We start from the raw sequence: 17,039 nt of genomic DNA, 5'->3' as shown, positions 1-17,039 counted from the left end.
AAAGATATGGAAACTGTATTGATTAACCCTGAACAGGATACCCTAACGGATGAGCTTTTGCAAAAAATAGATGCTTACTGGCGCGCGGCTAACTACCTGTCGGTCGGGCAGCTCTACCTGCGGCATAATCCTTTGCTCAAAAAACCGCTGCTGCTGGAGCATGTCAAAGCCATGCTGCTGGGCCACTGGGGAACGACGCCCGGACAGAACTTTATTTATACCCACCTGAACCGGGTGATCAAGCGCTTTGACCTGGACATGATTTACATCTCCGGGCCTGGCCATGGCGGGCCGGCGGTAGTAGCCTCCACTTACCTGGAAGGAACCTACAGTGAAGTTTACCCGGATATTTCGCAGGATGAGGAAGGCTTGCAGAAATTGTTTACGCAGTTTTCTTATCCAGGCGGGATCTCCAGCCATGCTTCGCCCCAGACACCCGGTTCTATCCATGAAGGCGGGGAACTGGGGTATTCATTAAGCCACGCTTTTGGGGCAGTGCTGGATAACCCCGAACTGATCGCGGCCTGCGTGGTGGGTGACGGCGAGGCCGAGACGGGCCCGCTGGCTACGGCTTGGCATTCCAATAAATTCCTGAACCCGTTAACTGATGGTGTGGTGCTGCCTATTCTGCATTTGAATGGCTATAAGATCTCTAATCCTACGGTTCTGGCGCGGATCACTCATGAAGAACTGGAACAGTTATTTATGGGATATGGCTGGACACCTTATTTCGTGGAAGGCGACGACCCAATGCTGATGCATGAAGCCATGGCGAATACCTTAGAAAAGGTTATCACCCAGATCCACCAGATCAAATGCGATGCGAAAGCGAACGGCCTGACCGAAAGAGCGCGCTGGCCGATGATCGTGCTGCGCTCGCCAAAAGGCTGGACCGGGCCAAAAGAAGTAGACGGGTTTAAAATAGAAGGCAACTTCCGTGCGCACCAGATCCCGCTCGCGGTTTCCGCATCGGCACCGCCGGAACACCTGCAACTGCTGGAAGACTGGATGAAAAGCTATCACCCGGAAGAGCTGTTTGACGAAAACGGCACCTTACGTAGCGAACTCCAGGAACTCGCCCCACAGGGCAAATGCCGTATGGGTGCCAACCCGCATGCCAATGGCGGGCAATTGCTCCAGCAACTGCATTTACCGGACTTCCGGGCTTATGCGACGGAAGTAGCCGCGCCCGGTTGTGCGGGTGAAGGTGACACCTACGTCTCGGGCCGCTTTCTGCGGGACATTATTAAAGCCAATGACCAGGAACGGAACTTCCGCATTTTTGGGCCGGATGAAACGGTTTCCAATAGGTTCGATGTGATCTTTGAAGCGACGAACCGCCAATGGGAAGGACCGGTCGTGAATACAGACGAGTTCCAGGCCGCCGATGGCCGGGTGATGGAAATGCTGAGCGAACACCAGTGCGAGGGCTGGCTGGAAGGTTATCTCTTAACCGGCCGACACGGTCTGTTCAATTGCTATGAAGCCTTTATCCATATTGTCGATTCGATGTTTAACCAGCACGCGAAATGGTTAAAGGCCAGTTCGGAATTACCCTGGAGACGAAACATTGCCTCGCTAAATATTTTGCTGACCTCTACCGTTTGGCGGCAGGACCATAACGGTTTTACGCACCAGGACCCAGGCTTTATTGATCATGTGGTGAATAAGAAAGCAACCATCGTGCGGGTCTATTTACCGCCGGATGCCAATTGTTTATTATCAGTGATGGATCATTGCCTGCGCAGTGTGCAATACGTGAATGTGATCGTCGCAGGTAAACACCCTGCGCCCCAATGGCTGACGATGGAACAGGCGGTCAACCATTGTACACGTGGTATCGGAATCTGGGATTTCGCGAGTAATGAGCAGGAATTGGAACCTGATGTAGTAATGGCCTGCAGCGGTGATGTACCTACCCTTGAAACTTTGGCGGCGGTGTCGATCTTAAGGGAACATTTGCCGGAACTCAAGGTCAGGGTAATTAATGTCGTGGATCTATTTAAGCTTCAAAAAAGCAGTGAGCATAGCCACGGCTTGTCAGACGACGCTTATAATGAACTGTTCACGATGGACAAGCCGGTGATCTTTGCGTTTCACGGTTATCCCTGGTTAGTGCACCGTTTGACCTATAACCGCGCGAATAATGCTTACATGCACGTCAGGGGTTACAAAGAGGAAGGTACGATCACCACCTCGTTTGACATGACCGTACTCAACGAGATGGATCGTTTCCACCTGGTCATGGATGTCATCGACCGCTTGCCCCAAACAGGCAGCAAGGGTGTCCACCTGAAGCAACAATTGCTGGACAAGCTGATCGAGCATAAACATTATATCGGCGCGAACGGAAAAGATATGCCGGAGATTCTGGACTGGCAATGGAAAAATGACTAATTAAAATATACGATCATGGAAGAAAACACCAAAGACCAGTCTGTACTGGACCACATTAAACAGCTGACCGAAAAGGAAGAAGACCTGTATGGCAACCCGGACTTGAGTGAGGATGATATCAAAACGCTGCATGCGGTGCAGTCCGAACTGGACCAGTACTGGGATTTGCTGCGCCAGCGCCGGGCATTCCGGGATGCGGGTGATGATCCCGAACGGGCGAAGATGCGTTCCGGCGAAACGATTGAAAACTACAAAGGATAACTGGTGTTATCATCGGGTGAAGATCGCAACCTATAATATTAACGGTATCAATGGCCGCATCGACAACCTGCTGCGCTGGCTGGCGGATGCCAGGCCGGACGTGGTGTGTTTGCAGGAATTGAAATGCGAGGAACATAAGTTCCCGAAACGGACTTTATTAGACGCGGATTATCATGCGATCTGGCAGGGCCAAAAAAGCTGGAACGGGGTGGCGATCCTTTCCCGATACGGAGAAATTCAGGAAACCCGTCGCGGTTTGGATGGCGAGGATGAAGATCTGCACAGTCGGTATATCGAAGCGTTTATTAACGGCGTCGTTATCGGTTGTTTGTATTTGCCGAACGGTAATCCTTTCCCGGGGCCAAAATTTGATTATAAGCTGCGCTGTATCAAACGGCTGCAGGCGCATGCGGATAAATTATTGAGCTTTGGTTTACCGGTGGCCTTGATCGGTGATTATAACATCATGCCGACGGAACTGGATACGTATAAACCAGAAAAGTATGTCGAAAATGCTTTGTTCAGACCGGAGGCTCGCAAGCTGTGGCGGGCGTTGGTCAAGTCGGGCTGGACAGACGCCATCCGTAAATTGTACCCTGACGAAAGGATTTATACTTTTTGGGATTATTTGCGGAATGCTTATGGCCGGGATGCGGGTCTGCGGTTAGATCATTTTCTGCTGAATGACGTTTTGCTTTGCCGGCTGGCATCGGCTGCCGTCGATAAGCATGTTCGCGGCTGGGATCATTCCAGCGACCATGCGCCGGTGTGGATCGAACTAGCAGACTTGTAGACAAAAAAGGCCGCCCATTTTACCGGGACGGCCCTACCTCTACACTATTCAACCTTTTTCTTTATTTCTTTTTGCGTATCCAGGCAACTAATACGACGCCGATGACCGCTGCTGTAGCTGCCTTTTTAAGGAGGCCGGTGCGGTTGTATTTCCATTCCATGGCCAGGCCGCGTTCTTTGATGAAGTTGGGTAAATGGCCGGTGCCGATGTCTGCTATAAGACCTTCGAATACGTTGACCCGGTCAGCCAGGATCAGGGGTATCCAATGCCGGTAACGGTCCTCGCTGTGCTGGAAAGCATAGCGGCGGATCATGCCGCTCAAGCCCGAGGGCGGTACAGCAGTACCGAAAACACGGGTCATCGCCGGCCGTTCATTGGACATCAGGATCTCCACGTCCTGTGGCTGATGTTCGGCGCGTTCGTAATTGATCCGACTATGATCATCCCCGGTATAATTTTTCATCGGGTAGGTCGGTTCGTTTTCCGGGTCGGCATCCATGCCCCAGCCGGGTATATTTTTATAGTCTTCGTTTTGCGTTATCATGGGATCAATACGGTTTTGATACAGTTATCCAGTTTGGAAGAGAACAGGCGGTAAGCGTCTGCGACTTCGGCTAAGGGAACACGGTGGGTAATTAACTCTTTAGGGCTTAACCTGCCCGACAGCACATGGTCGATCAGTTTGGGCAGGAGGCGTTTAACCGAAGCCTGGTTGGCGCGGATGGTGATGCCTTTGTTGACAATATTTCCAATGGGCGCAAGATTGAACGGGGGGCCGTAAACACCAACCACCGAGACAATACCGCCTTTCTTTACGGAATTAATGGCCCATTGAAAAGCGGTGGCTGCACCGGCCTGCATTAAAGTAACGCGGCCGCTGAAGGTTTGCAAAGTATTGCCTTCGGCTTCACAACCCACGCAGTCAATGCAAACGTCCGCTCCATACCAGTCGGTAAGTTTTTTCAGGAATACGACCGGGTCAGCCATCTCTTTAAAATTATAAGCTTCGCATTTGGCGTAATTCCGGGCGAATTCTAATCGGTAGTCGATATGGTCGATGATGATGACGCGTGCCGGCCCGAAGAACCAGGCGCAACGCGCGGCCATGATACCGATCGGACCTGCGCCAAACACTATGACGGTATCGCCTTCTTTGATGCCCCCCATCTCTGCGGCCTGGTAACCGGTGGGTACTACGTCTGTTAAGAGCACAGCATCATCAGGGTCCATTTCAGCCGGAATGACCGTAGGGCCCACATCGGCATAGGGTACGCGCACATATTCGGCCTGGCCGCCATCATAGCCGCCGGCCGTATGCGAGTAACCGAAAATGCCGCCGACAGCCGTGGCCATCGGGTTGGATTCATGGCAGTTCCCGAAAAGTCCCTGCTTGCAAAAATTACATTTGCCACAGGCGACATTGAAAGGTACCAAAACCTGGTCGCCGACCTTCAGTTTTTGCACCAGCGGGCCGACTTCTTCGACAATGCCGGTAAATTCATGGCCGAAAGTGGAGCCGACACGCGTGTCGGGCACCATCCCATGGTATAAATGCAGGTCCGAGCCGCAAATGCAGCTGCGGGTCACGCGAATGATGGCATCCTCGGGATGCAGGATCTCCGGCATGGGTTTATCCACGGTCCGAATGCGGTAAGGACCGCGGTAGTTCATTGCTAACATATTTTATTTTTAGGAGTAGTTTTATCATCAGCCCGCACTGCTGTCATCGGCAATGTCATCGGACGGGTACTTTTTAGTTTCGCCGTTATCCAGTTTAACTTCGACCTGGTCGCCGGTCGCTTCCAGTACTTCTCCCTTTCCGTCGGGTGTAGTCACGCGTTGTCCTTTTAAATGGCTCATGATCTTAAATTTTTAGTGTGGTTTGGCGGCGATGAGTGAAAGGCTTCCGACGATAAGGCCCGTGAGGCCCATGGCCCAAAAAGTAAGCATCGCTGGTTTGTCTTTTTTGATGGCGGGCACCTGGCTGACGGCCAGGGCTAATACCCCCGATGCCAGGTCGAGCGACGCATGAATACGATAAGGGATCAGTTTCCAGATGCCCCATTCCGCTTTTGTACACAGACTGTAGCTTAAGGCAGATAAAGCAAAGCCTTGGCAGAGGTACGCGGCAGGCTTGTTATCGCGGAATCCCGCTAATACGGGTGCGGCCAGTACCAGGGGTACATAGCTATAGTCGGCGTAGACGTGTTGTTTTTGGGGTATCCCTTTGAAATGCATAATGGCCTTTCGGTCAAGGTTGCAATTACGGTGCCCCGTATCTTGAATTAAATAAATTAAATATAAATTAATTTAAAATAAAATATAAACCGGGATAAGCCTCACATTATGGACTTGGCTTTGTTCCTAAATTATGGAACAAAGCAGTAAATGGAAAAAGATCGTTCTGATCGCCGGTTTGGTGGTCATCGCTATATTGGCCGGTATATTTTATTACCGGTATGAATTCGTATTTGGTGACGGCACGAAAGCCGGGACGATGAATTATTTTGTCCATAAAGGCTATATGTTCAAAACCTATGAAGGGCGGCTCATCCAGAGCGGTATCCGCAGGCCGGTACAGGGCAGCATCCAATCGAATGAATTTATGTTTTCGGTAACCGATGCGCATGTGGCGGATATCCTAAATAAAAATGCGGGTGCTTACCTGGAACTGCATTACAAAGAATACCTGCATACGCTGCCCTGGCGCGGCGTGAGTGTGTTCGTCGTTGACAGCGTGATGGCGATCAAGCCGGTTAGTCCAACGCAGCCCTAATGAAAATTAATAAAGTATTATGGGTACTGCTGTTTATCGCGGTGATCAACTCCATGAGCTTCGGGATCATCATTCCGCTGATCCTTTCTTACGGCAAAAAGTTCGGGGTCAATAAGGAAACGATAGGCCTGCTGACGGCCTCTTTTTCCATCGCCCAGTTTTTCGCTACCCCGGTGCTAGGTTCCTGGTCGGACCGGATCGGACGTAAATGGATACTGGCGTTTAGCCTGCTGGGCAGCTGTCTTTCCTTTATCTTGTTCGGGCTGGCTAACAGTCTCCTGCTTTTATTCGCCGCGCGTATCCTGGATGGGATCACGGGTGGCAATATCTCCGTGGCGCAGGCCATGGTGTCGGATATGTCATCGGCTAAAGACCGCGCCAAGAATTTCGGGTTATTGGGTTCGGCCTTCGGGTTTGGCTACGTGATCGGGCCTGCCATCGGCGGATTGCTCAGCAAATTGGGCGACCGGGTGCCTTTCTTTTTTGCAGCCGCAATGGCTTTGGTGGGCATGGTGCTGGCCCTGATCTTTTTAAAGGAAACCAGTTCGGACAAAACCCGGCAGGAGAACAAGCAAAATAAGCTTTTCAATTTTGGTGCTTTGGTCAGCGTTTTGAAAAAACCGGCTATTGGCGCCTCGGTATTTATGGGCTTCCTGCTGACTACAGCGCAATTCGCCATGCTGATCGGCTTTCAAACCGTTTGCGCGGATCAATTCAAGCTATCAGCAGTCCAAACAGGTCTGTTTTATGCGGGATTCGGCGTTAGCGGGATATTGATGCAGTTGCTCGTTCCCTGGATCAGTAAACTGTTGCCCGCCAAAGCCGGGGTATTATTAGTGAGCACATTGATCTGTGCGGCGGCGATGGTTTGGTGCGGTATGGTGGCTGGTTTGTTTGGCTTCGCGCTGGGTATTGGCATCTATGGCTTATTCAACGGTTTGCGGAACCCCATGTTAAATGCGGTGATCGCCGACCGGATGGATGAAAAGGAGCGCGGACAGATCATGGGTATCAATCAATCTTACGCGGCTATCGGGCAAACCATAGGCCCTTTGCTGGCCAGTGCGGCGGCACTGCTTGCTTTACCTTTCATCTTTTTCGTAGCGGCGGCACTCATTAGCTGGGCTTTATATTATGGCTGGCGGCTAAAAGAAAACACTTAGCCGTACGGTTAAGCAGAAGCCGGTTTTTTAATAACCTCTGTTATCAATTCTTTGGCGAGTTGCTTGGGAATATATTTACGTAAGGTCCGGTACAGGTGTTCGAGGTCAAAAGGCTTGGGAATATAATCATCGAAGCCATGAATGCTATATTCGTCGTTGATATTATGGTTACAGCTCATGGCGATCACCGGCAAGTGTGGGTACTTGGTTTTGATGGTCTCCAAAATGGTTAAACAGATCTTGCCATCCAGTCTGAAATCCAGCATCACCACATGGGGCCGGTGTTCTTCGATCAGCGCAATGAAATCTGCCGTACTATCCGTTAACGCATAAACCTGGTAGCCTTCCGCTTCCAGCGCGTACTTTAAAATATCCAGAATGTCCTGGTCGGTTTCCTGTAGAATTATTTCCATCTTTTTTTGTTTTGGCCAAAAAAAGAAAGAAACTGTGCTAAGAGCTGGGTGCTGTCTTTGGGTGGTTAAAGGTACGCGATTAATGCTGCGTTGCCAACGATTTGGAAATTTCCGATATTTACCTAAAGTACAGCTGATGCTTGCGTCTTAACATTTGCCGCAGCCGCGCTGTTTCTTACGCATGTGATCCTTTTATTAGCCGCTTTCCGCCGTTCCGATTTTTCGGGGCGCCTTTATTTTTATTCGCATTTGATCTATAAAGGCAAACTAAAATAAAAGGTAGAGCCTTTTTCCATTTCGCTTTCCACCCAGATCTTCCCATCGTGCCGGTTAATGATCTCCGCACTCAGGTACAAGCCGATACCAAATCCGGAGATATGTTTGCTGTGGTTGGATTGGACACGGTAATAGCGGTCAAAAATCTTTTTGACATCCGCTTCAGCAATACCCATACCCTGGTCTTTTACACTAAAGACCACGTTTTGACCGATCAGTTCGCATTTGACCGCGATGGCCGCGCCGTTCGGCGAATATTTCACGGCATTGCCGATCAGGTTAGAGATCACCGAACTGATCTTGTCACGGTCGGCTTTGATGGCGACAGGGGGGCAAGGGTCAAAATCGATTTGACGGCTGCCCACGGTAAGGTTGGTTTCATCGACAACTTCCGTGATCAGTTCTTCCAATTGAAATGGTTCTTTTTCGATCAGAATCTTGGCCGACTCCAGGCGGGAGACGTTGAGGAAGCCATTAATCATATTGGTCATTTTCTTCACCTGGACGTTGGCTTTTTGCATCGCGCCGGGTAAAAAACTGTCCTCACTAGTTTTTAGCTTCAGTTCCGCTACCTGCAGGAGTGCATTGAGCGAAGTCAGGGGTGTTTTGAGTTCATGACTCACCATGCCTATAAAATCGCTTTTGCGGGTTTCGTCCTGCTTGCGTTCGGTGATGTCACGGGCGATCTTGGATAAGCCGATGATCCGGCCGTCTTTATCTTTGATGGGCGATACAGATACGGAAACATCGATCTGCCGGCCGTCTTTGGTCAGTCGCTTAGTCTCAAAATGTTCCACGCGTTGACCGGATTTTAATCTGGACAGGATTAGCGGTTCTTCGTCGGTACGGTCCGGCGGAATTAATTTGTAGATACTTTCTCCGATCATTTCTTCGGCGGTAAAGCCGAACATCCGCTCCGCCGATTGGTTCCAGCTGGTGATCATGCTGTCCAGGGTTTTGCTGACAATGGCATCGTCCGACGAGGCGATGATCGCCGCCAGCTTGGCGCTTTCTTCTTGGGCCAGTTTCATCTCGGTAATATCCAGCACGGTACCAATGAACCTGGTGGCCTGTTCTTCTTCAAAATAAACGGTCCCCTTCACTTTGACCCAGCGGGTTTCCCCGCTATCGTAGCGGTTGATGCGGTAACTCAGGTCATAACGGCCTTTCAGGTCGGGCTGGATGCAGGCGGCAATTTGCTCCTGTACCCACTGGCTGTCATCAGGATGAAGCAATTGAGCATATAGTTCAAAACTGGCCTTGAGTTCCTGCGGGATGCCATAGATATCCCGGCATTCTTTGGACCAGTAAAGTTCGCCGCTAACCGGATTATAGTCCCAGGTACCCAGTTGCGTGGATTCGATGGCCATCCGCAACCGCGACGAACTGGTTTCCAGTTCCACGTTGGTATCGACCAGCCTTTGCTGTATATCGGTCAGTTCCTGGTTGACCGTGGCATGCTCTTCATTGGTGGCCGCCAGTTCTTCGTTAAGTGTCTGCTGCTCATTGTAGCTGTCAGCCAGTTCCTTGGTACGCTTGGCCACCCGCTCTTCGAGCTGCGCGTTTAAAGTATACAGGTTTTGCTGGGTTTCGCGCAACTGTACGTTGGTCAGCAGTAATTCTTCGTTAAGCGCTTTCATCTGCTCCATGGTATCTGTTTGTTCTAACTGGCTGTTGAGCAATGCGCGTTCGGTCAGTATCTTATCGGTGACATTATTGGCCAGTTGGATAATATAGGAGATTTCTCCGTTCTCATCCAGTACCGGCGTATGACTTGGGTCCCAGTAGCGTGGGATAAATTTACCGGGGTTATTGATATCAGGTACATCATAACGTTGTACCCGCATATGGTCCGGTTGCTTTGTTCTTAATACATTTTGCAGCGAGGCGTTGATATTCTGTACGCCATCGTCGCCGTCCGGCAGGTCCGGGTTGTCCGGAAAAGCTTCAAATATATGTTTACCCGTAATAACCTCCCGTCTGGTTTCCGTTGCTGCCAGGTAAGCGTCACTGGCGGTGATGATGCGCAGTTCCGGTGACAGGATCAAATACTGGTTCGGTGCTGTTTCCAGCGCTTTCAGCATTTCCGGGGAAGGACTTTGGGCCATAGCTTACCAGGTTTTAAAATTAGACGGTTTTAGATTGCATCGCTTTGATGGTAAGGGCCGTTACGATTCCACCCAGGGTGTACCAACCAACGGTCATGATTTTTGTTTTATTTGTGCGGGTCACCGGCGCATCGCTTAGTCCGATAGGTTTGGTCAGCGTTAAAGCGCCGATTCCGGCGGCTAAACCAATGGTGGTTCCGCGCAGTAATAAGTATTTCTTTTTTCCAAAGCCAATGGTGCTAAAGTAAAGCGCATTGCTGACGATATCGCCGATCAGGGTGGCGGTGAAGAGGGCGTTGCCGGTTGGGGCTTCGAGGCCCATCGACTCCATTCCTTTGGTTAGCGCTTCTTCGCCAACGAGGTCAACACGCGGCGCATCATGGTCAAATTGTTTAACGGTTTGATGCAGGATATTTAGCGCTACGGCGCCGGCTAAACCGCCGATGATATTTTTGATGAGTTTCATAATGCTTATTTAAAGACGCTTTGTGCTTTTTTAAGTGTTTTTTCAAGATCGATACCTTCGCCTAATACCCCATGGAACAGATCGCCGGTTTCTTTGAGGCGATCAAGCGCATTATGGATATTGAAATGCTGGATGGTCAGGCCTGGCTTAACTTCATCCCAACTCAGGGGCATGGAAACGGTCGCACCGGGTTTAGGCCGCAGAGAATAGGGCCCCGCAATGGTGGCGCCGGGACGGTTCTGTAAATAGTCCAGGTACATTTTGCCTTTACGCGCGGCGATGCTGCGCTCCAGACTGGTGTAGTCCGGTATCTGTTCGTGTACGTGCTTGACGATGATATTGGCAAAGAGCTGGCTTTGCTGATAAGTATATTTACCGGCCAGCGGAACATAGATGTGCATGCCGGTGGAACCCGAGGTTTTCGGGTAGCTCGGCACATCAATGGCATCTAAAATATCTTTGACGATCCGGGCAGCTTCCACCACCTGGTCATAGGTATGTTTATCAGGGTCCAGGTCAATAACGCAGTAATCCGGGTTGTCCGGCGTTTCGGCACGGCTGAACCAGGGGTTGATCTCGATGCAGCCCAAAGAGTTCATCCATAATAAACTGGCTTCGTCAGTACCGACTAGGTATTTGGTGACCTTGCCTTCATCCGTCACATGATCAAATGTTTTGGCCCAGTCCGGCGCTTTATCGGTAACGTTCTTTTGATAGAAACTCTGGCCATGGATGCCGCCGGGAAAACGGTTGAGTGACATGGGCCTATCCTTCAGGTAGGGCATCATATACTCGCCGACCTTGTAATAGTAATTGAGCATATCGCCCTTCGTTACTTTATCTTCCGGCCAATAAAGTTTGGTGACATGGTTGAATTTGAGTTCATGACCGCAGACTTTTTTAGTTTGGGTGTCTTCCGTTGGGTTCAGCAAGGTTTTACGTTCGGTGTTTTTGACTGGCTCCAGTTTTAGATCTGCTTTTTTGGACTTAGTAGATTTTGGGTCTGGTACCGCATCGGCCTCTGCTACGGTCTCTTCGGTATCGACCGGTGTTTCCAAAATTACGTCCTTGTCTTTTTTATCGGTACGCATGCCTTTGAACGAGGCCTGCCGAAACACGCCGTCACTGGTCACTTCGGCAAAGCCAACCTCGCAAACCAGTTCGGGTTTGAGCCAGGTGGGTTTAGCACCCATACGTTTAGGCCGGAAACGGGTCGGTTTATCGACATCGACCTCATAGTCAAAAGGGCTGTTCTTGGTGATGAGCGGCTCAAATTGCGTCATCATCTCTTTTTGCAGTTTATCGGAAAAGCCCGTGCCGACCTTGCCGACAAATTGCAGGTCGCCTTTCGTATCATAGACACCCAGTACCAGTGCGCTAAAGGATTTGCCGGTGCCTTCATTTTTGGTGAAGCCGGAGATCACCACTTCCTGCCGCCTCTGTACTTTGACCTTCAGCCATTCTTTGCTGCGCAGGTCGGAGGTGTACACACTGTCGGCTTTTTTTGCGATAATACCTTCCAGCCCCATGCGTTCTGCCGCCGCAAAGAAGTCAATGCCATTCGCATCAAATACTTTGCTCTGGCGGGTATGGTCGTTGTCAGTTGGTAAAATGGATTGTAAGATCGCCTGGCGTTCGCTGAGCGGCAGGCCCATCAGGTTCTTGCCTTCGTACCAAAGGATATCAAAAATATAAAAGACCAGGTTACCATCTGCCTCGCTCCGCCAGTTCTGCATGGCGCCGAAATCGGAGATGCCTTTATCATTCAGCACCAATAGCTCACCATCTAATACAGCGTTCATGCCCCATTTTTTCAGGGCCTCATTAATGGGATAATATTTCTCAAAAGGCAGGTTATTGCGGGAGATGAGCGATACCTCATCCTTTTGGAGGTTGGCAATAGCACGGTAACCGTCCCATTTCACCTCGAACAGCCAGCCGGGTTCATCAAAAGGTTCGTCCACCAGCGTAGCCTTCATGGTTTTGATGCTGGTGAGGATTTTTGACTTTGGCGCTCCTTTTAAGAGTTTAGCGACATCAGCCTTAGTTGTTTCCGGTTCAGTTGTTTCGATTTCTTCTGCCAGTTCTTCATCAGGCACCACGTCTTCTTCATGCCCATGCTGCCAGACCTTTTCGCTGGTCTTTTCCATGGTTTCGATTGTCTTGCCGGAAAGCACCGATTTGTCTTGCTTGGTGATATCATTGCTGGTCGCGAACTCGTCCTTATGTTTGATCATGAGCCAGCCGTTCTCGCCCATGCCGTGGGTTTTGACCATGGCGAATTCGCCGTTGAGTTTTTCGCCGTGCAATTTGATCTTGAGTTGGCCGGAGGCTAATTGTTTGAGGAGGTGTTTCTCCTGGGCTTTCTTGCCTTTGATAGGCTCGATCGGTTCATAGGTGCCTTCGTCCCAGACGATCACCGTGCCGCCACCGTATTCCCCTTTAGGGATGATGCCTTCAAAGTTGAGGTAATCGAACGGATGGTCTTCAACCATCATGGCCAGGTGCTTCACTTTGGGGTCCAGGCTGGGGCCTTTCGGCACGGCCCAGCTTTTCAATACGCCGTCCATTTCCAGCCGGAAATCATAATGCAGGCGGGAGGCGTCATGTTTTTGCACGACAAAGATCAAATGGTTTTTATCCTTACTTGCTCCCGCTTTGGGCTCGGCGGTCTTTTTAAAGTCCCGCTTCTTGTTGTATTCCTTGAGCTTTTCCATAGACAACGAAGCCCCTTGCGGGGCTTTGGTTATTTTTTACTTTCGAGTTTCTTTTCGACGGCCGCCCTTTTATTGCTGCCGGTCTCCTTTTTGGCGGCCTCTACCTTTTTAGGTGTCGTGCCTTCCTTTTTTGCTTCATACTTTAATTCATGTGGCTGTTCCGATACGAAAGTCCTTTCCACTTTTGCGCCTTTCTTTGCCATGTTAAATTATAGTTTTGTTTGATTAATTAGTTTTTAAACAATTCGGGATTGCCCCGGTTTTAAAATTCAACGCCCTGAAAACAAGGCGGTATGTGTGGTTAAATAAAGGCGGCTTACTCACCTGTCTTGCCGTAGATGGCTTTTTCAGATTCGATTGTGTTTAACGCATCTTGTATGCCTTCGCGTTGGGTTTTTAGCAGTTCCATATGGTCAGCATGGTCGGCAAAATCCGCTATCAGTTCATTATATTTAGTGATAACGGCTTTTTCCCCGGTGATAATCGTTTCGATCAGTGAGCTGTTATCGTTCCCACTCCATTTTTCTTTGATGCTTAACCAGGTACGGTGCAATCCGCCTAAAATACCACCGCTTTCATTGTCGGCTTCGCCGCCATGAACGGTAATGTGTTCTTTCAGTTCAGCTGCGTACACAATGCGCTCGCCGGATAGTTTGCTGAATAAGGCTTTCAGTTCAGGTGATTCGGTCGCTTCGGAAGCGGTATGATAGCCTTCTTTGCCATCATTCACCAGTTCCAGTAATTCCTTCAGGTCGCTGATCACTTCGTCCTTGTTTTTCAGGGAGGAAGCTTGTATGTTGTTGTCCATAATTTTGATGTTTGGATAATAGCATACAATAAGCCCGCCAGTATCTTATCTCTGCTCAAAAAGATCAGGGTGTTCGACATATTTAAAGCTTATGTTTTACGGCATGCGCAGGTGAGTGAAGAAGAGTTCGCGGCGATAGCAAAGGTTTCCCGGGTAAAGAAACTACGGAAGAAGCAATATTTACTTCAGGAGGGCGATGTCAGCCGTGACCATTGTTTTATTTTGAGCGGTCTGCTGCGGACCTATTCGGTGGATGAGAAGGGCAATGAACACATCATTCGTTTTGCGATGCAGGAATGGTGGATCAGCGACTGGGAGAGTTTGCTGACCGGGCAGCCCAGTAAGTGTAATATTGATGCGATCGAAGATTCCACCGTATTGCTTTGGAGCGCGGCTGAAATGGAGCAACTGATGGACCAGTTGCCGGGCTTTAGCAAAATGATCAATGGCATCCTCAATAAGAGTTTTATCACTTCGCAGAACCGTATTCACGAGGCGATCAGCAGCACGGCCGAAGAGAAATACCATAATTTTGTGAACCGTTACCCGGAATTCGCTTTACGGGTGCCGCAGTCCATGATCGCCTCCTATTTAGGGATCGCGCCGGAAACCCTGAGCCGGCTGCGGGGCAAAAGGCATTGACATTTGTCAATTGTTTTCTTAACAAAGGTCATCGTTCCAGGGACTTGATTTAGCCAATTTTGCTTCATAACAAAAGCAAAATATCATGTCACAGAAATTAGCCAATAAAGTCGCCGTTATTACCGGCGCAACCAGCGGGATGGCTTTAGCTACCGCCAAATTATTTGTAGCCGAAGGCGCCTATGTATTCATTACCGGCCGCCGCCAGGAATTACTGGATGCCGCCGTTGCGGAGATCGGTTCCAATGTCAGAGGTGTCCGCGCCGATTCGGCCAACCCGGAGGACCTCGATAACCTATATGAAATTGTAAAAAATGAGAAAGGCCGCATCGATGTGCTGTATGCCAGCGCGGGTGTAGGAGATTTCGGCGTGCCCATCGGCGAAGTCACTGAAGCGGTGATCGACAAAACATTTGACGTGAATGTTAAGGGCACCATCTTTACCGTACAAAAAGCTTTGCCCTTATTAGTAGAAGGCGCTTCGATCATCATGACCGGCTCCATTGCCGGCGTAAAAGCCATGGAAGGCATGGGCGTTTACAATGCGAGTAAAGCCGCCGTACGCTCGCTGGCGCGTACCTGGACACTGGAATTGAAATCACGCAAGATCCGTATCAATGTATTAAGCCCCGGTCCGATTGCTACCGCGACCTTCGACGGCGTGCCGCAGGAAGCCCAGGATGGTTTAGCTTCACAAAGTGCCGATGGGCCGCTTCGGTACCTCGGAAGAGATCGCTTACCCGGCTTTGTTCCTGGCTTCCTCAGATTCTTCTTTTATCACCGGTATCGATCTGTTCGTGGACGGCGGTATGGCGCAGATCTAATGGAAAAGATCAATTTGATGATCTCATTGTATAGCGAAGATCCCGCGGAACCTGCGTTCAGCCTGCTCCGCGGGCTTTTTCCGGTGTGCAGACTTTGTACAGCACCAGGATTAACGGTTTTGCAACCGGCACCGGGTATTGTCCTGCAACTCTTGACCGCGGCTGCACAGCCGCCGACGTACCTGAAGAGTGAAGCACCGGTGGTCAGCTATCCGGTTGATGACCTACCAACCGCAATTACGTTGGCATTCGAAAAAGGCGCCATCATTTTGCAGGAAAGAACGGATGATGTTGGCGGGTTTTCCTTTTGTTACCTGCGATTTCCCGGCGGGGAAACCATCGGTTTGTTCTCCTCTTAACATGCTGTCGCTGATCTTAAACGCTACAACGTAGCCATATCGATCACAAAACGGTACTTTACGTCACCCTTCAGCATACGGTCATAGGCGGCGTGGATATCTTTGATGTCGATCAATTCAATATCGGCGACGATATCATGTTCGGCGCAGAAATCCAGCATTTCCTGGATCTCGGCGATACTGCCGCATTGCGAACCGACGATACTTTTACGGCCGCCAATTAATGTAAATGCCTCCAGCGGGCCGTTGAGGTGGATACCTTCCACCGGGATGCCCACGCAGATGAGTGTACCGTTCAAGCCCAGCAGCGATAAATAAAAGTTAAGGTCGTGTTCGGCAGCAACGGTATCCACAATACAATCAAAGCTGTCTTTAACTTTCTCTACTTGTGCAGCATCACTGGTCACTACGAAGTGCTGCGCGCCCAGTCTATTGGCATCAGTCTCCTTTTTTGGCGAGGTGCTTAAAACGGTCACGTCAGCACCCAGCGCTACCGCGAATTTAACGGCCATGTGACCCAGCCCGCCTAAGCCTAATACAGCTACTTTATGTCCTTTACCGATCTTCCAGTGTTTCAGCGGCGAATAAGTGGTGATACCTGCACATAACAAAGGGGCAGCCGCGGCCAGGTTCAGTTTTTCGGGGATGTGTACCGTAAAGTCTTCGTTAGCAACGATTGTATTCGAGTAACCGCCATAGGTCGGCCGGCCATCGCCGAATTTATCCAGGGCATTATAGGTCGGTATCACACCTTCCTTGCAGTATTGCTCCAGGCCTTCTTTTTGAGCCATTTTTGCTGGGAAGGCAGCTTGCCACCCAGTAAAGGCGAAAGCATATCCAGTATTCTTTCTTGAAATTATCCAGGTCTTTTTTGGTCAGCAGTTCATCTGCGGTCATAGGCTATGGGTTGGGTATCCACAAATTTCTACCACCCGGTTTTTGAAACGATCACAGGGATGTAAAAACCTTTTGTCGATCAGTTGCTACAGTTCATGAAAGTGCAGCGTGATCCGCCTCCCGGAACTAGGCAGCCGCC

General features: G+C 50.0%; 18 protein-coding genes. 7 read left to right on the top strand and 11 right to left on the bottom strand.

The window, feature by feature from the left end:
* Positions 1 to 6 precede the first annotated feature (6 nt).
* From QWZ01_RS22680 to xth, 3 genes are read left to right on the top strand one after another with little or no spacing between them, the layout of a single operon-like run.
* Positions 7 to 2,397 carry a phosphoketolase family protein gene (locus tag QWZ01_RS22680; protein ID WP_290327422.1) on the top strand — a complete coding sequence of 797 codons (2,391 nt, stop codon included), beginning with the start codon at positions 7 to 9 and terminating at the stop codon, positions 2,395 to 2,397.
* A 15-nt stretch (positions 2,398 to 2,412) separates the two neighbouring features.
* The gene (locus QWZ01_RS22675) at positions 2,413 to 2,658 is read left to right on the top strand and encodes a DUF2630 family protein (protein ID WP_290327419.1); all 246 of its coding nucleotides are present in this window, start codon (positions 2,413 to 2,415) and stop codon (positions 2,656 to 2,658) included.
* A 16-nt stretch (positions 2,659 to 2,674) separates the two neighbouring features.
* Entirely contained in the window at positions 2,675 to 3,451 is a 777-nt protein-coding gene (gene xth, locus QWZ01_RS22670) for an exodeoxyribonuclease III (RefSeq protein WP_290327417.1), read from the top strand.
* 61 nt (positions 3,452 to 3,512) lie between these two features.
* Here the strand turns inward: xth and QWZ01_RS22665 are convergent, their stop codons facing one another.
* Genes QWZ01_RS22665 through QWZ01_RS22650 form a run of 4 tightly spaced genes read right to left on the bottom strand, consistent with a single transcriptional unit; the run spans position 3,513 to position 5,689 of the window.
* A complete protein-coding gene (locus QWZ01_RS22665; RefSeq protein WP_243487536.1) occupies positions 3,513 to 3,995 on the bottom strand; it encodes a hypothetical protein in 483 nt (160 codons plus the stop codon).
* A complete protein-coding gene (locus tag QWZ01_RS22660; protein ID WP_290327412.1) occupies positions 3,992 to 5,122 on the bottom strand; it encodes a zinc-dependent alcohol dehydrogenase in 1,131 nt (376 codons plus the stop codon). Before QWZ01_RS22660 ends, QWZ01_RS22665 begins: the two co-directional genes overlap by 4 nt.
* 36 nt (positions 5,123 to 5,158) lie before the next feature.
* Complete coding sequence (locus tag QWZ01_RS22655) at positions 5,159 to 5,287, bottom strand: hypothetical protein (protein ID WP_290327410.1); 129 nt, start codon at positions 5,285 to 5,287, stop codon at positions 5,159 to 5,161.
* Between the two features lie 36 nt (positions 5,288 to 5,323).
* Entirely contained in the window at positions 5,324 to 5,689 is a 366-nt protein-coding gene (locus QWZ01_RS22650; RefSeq protein WP_290327408.1) for a hypothetical protein, read from the bottom strand.
* A gap of 133 nt (positions 5,690 to 5,822) precedes the next feature.
* Between QWZ01_RS22650 and QWZ01_RS22645 the strand changes: the two genes are divergently transcribed.
* Complete coding sequence (locus tag QWZ01_RS22645) at positions 5,823 to 6,227, top strand: hypothetical protein (protein ID WP_290327406.1); 405 nt, start codon at positions 5,823 to 5,825, stop codon at positions 6,225 to 6,227.
* Positions 6,227 to 7,390 carry an MFS transporter gene (locus QWZ01_RS22640; protein WP_290327404.1) on the top strand — a complete coding sequence of 388 codons (1,164 nt, stop codon included), beginning with the start codon at positions 6,227 to 6,229 and terminating at the stop codon, positions 7,388 to 7,390. The genes QWZ01_RS22645 and QWZ01_RS22640 overlap by 1 nt, the downstream gene beginning before the upstream one ends.
* Positions 7,391 to 7,398: 8 nt before the next feature.
* Here QWZ01_RS22640 and QWZ01_RS22635 read toward each other — a convergent pair whose 3' ends face one another.
* The 6 genes from QWZ01_RS22635 to QWZ01_RS22610 all read right to left on the bottom strand — a co-directional run bounded on the left by QWZ01_RS22635 (position 7,399) and on the right by QWZ01_RS22610 (position 14,178).
* Entirely contained in the window at positions 7,399 to 7,803 is a 405-nt protein-coding gene (locus tag QWZ01_RS22635) for a response regulator (protein WP_290327402.1), read from the bottom strand.
* A 254-nt stretch (positions 7,804 to 8,057) separates the two neighbouring features.
* Positions 8,058 to 10,187, bottom strand: coding sequence for a PAS domain S-box protein (locus tag QWZ01_RS22630; protein WP_290327400.1), 2,130 nt, complete (start codon positions 10,185 to 10,187; stop codon positions 8,058 to 8,060).
* A gap of 19 nt (positions 10,188 to 10,206) precedes the next feature.
* Positions 10,207 to 10,653: a hypothetical protein gene (locus tag QWZ01_RS22625; protein ID WP_290327398.1), complete on the bottom strand. Its 447-nt coding sequence runs from the start codon at positions 10,651 to 10,653 to the stop codon at positions 10,207 to 10,209.
* 5 nt (positions 10,654 to 10,658) lie between these two features.
* Complete coding sequence (gene ligD / locus QWZ01_RS22620; RefSeq protein ID WP_290327396.1) at positions 10,659 to 13,370, bottom strand: DNA ligase D; 2,712 nt, start codon at positions 13,368 to 13,370, stop codon at positions 10,659 to 10,661.
* A gap of 29 nt (positions 13,371 to 13,399) precedes the next feature.
* The gene (locus QWZ01_RS22615; RefSeq protein ID WP_290327394.1) at positions 13,400 to 13,573 is read right to left on the bottom strand and encodes a hypothetical protein; all 174 of its coding nucleotides are present in this window, start codon (positions 13,571 to 13,573) and stop codon (positions 13,400 to 13,402) included.
* A gap of 113 nt (positions 13,574 to 13,686) precedes the next feature.
* Entirely contained in the window at positions 13,687 to 14,178 is a 492-nt protein-coding gene (locus QWZ01_RS22610) for a ferritin-like domain-containing protein (RefSeq protein WP_290327392.1), read from the bottom strand.
* 111 nt (positions 14,179 to 14,289) lie between these two features.
* On the opposite strand from QWZ01_RS22610, the gene QWZ01_RS22605 reads away from it, so the two are divergent.
* Positions 14,290 to 14,820 carry a Crp/Fnr family transcriptional regulator gene (locus QWZ01_RS22605; RefSeq protein ID WP_290327390.1) on the top strand — a complete coding sequence of 177 codons (531 nt, stop codon included), beginning with the start codon at positions 14,290 to 14,292 and terminating at the stop codon, positions 14,818 to 14,820.
* A gap of 85 nt (positions 14,821 to 14,905) precedes the next feature.
* The gene (locus QWZ01_RS22600; RefSeq protein WP_290327387.1) at positions 14,906 to 16,003 is read left to right on the top strand and encodes an SDR family NAD(P)-dependent oxidoreductase; all 1,098 of its coding nucleotides are present in this window, start codon (positions 14,906 to 14,908) and stop codon (positions 16,001 to 16,003) included.
* A 23-nt stretch (positions 16,004 to 16,026) separates the two neighbouring features.
* Here the strand turns inward: QWZ01_RS22600 and QWZ01_RS22595 are convergent, their stop codons facing one another.
* Positions 16,027 to 16,752 carry an NAD(P)-dependent alcohol dehydrogenase gene (locus tag QWZ01_RS22595; RefSeq protein ID WP_353959430.1) on the bottom strand — a complete coding sequence of 242 codons (726 nt, stop codon included), beginning with the start codon at positions 16,750 to 16,752 and terminating at the stop codon, positions 16,027 to 16,029.
* Positions 16,753 to 17,039: the final 287 nt, after the last annotated feature.

Source organism: Mucilaginibacter aquaedulcis (genome assembly GCF_030409325.1).
Taxonomy (GTDB): domain Bacteria; phylum Bacteroidota; class Bacteroidia; order Sphingobacteriales; family Sphingobacteriaceae; genus Mucilaginibacter; species Mucilaginibacter aquaedulcis.
The sequence above is the reverse complement of the archived record's forward strand: the minus strand, read 5'-3'. Positions and strand labels throughout refer to the sequence as shown.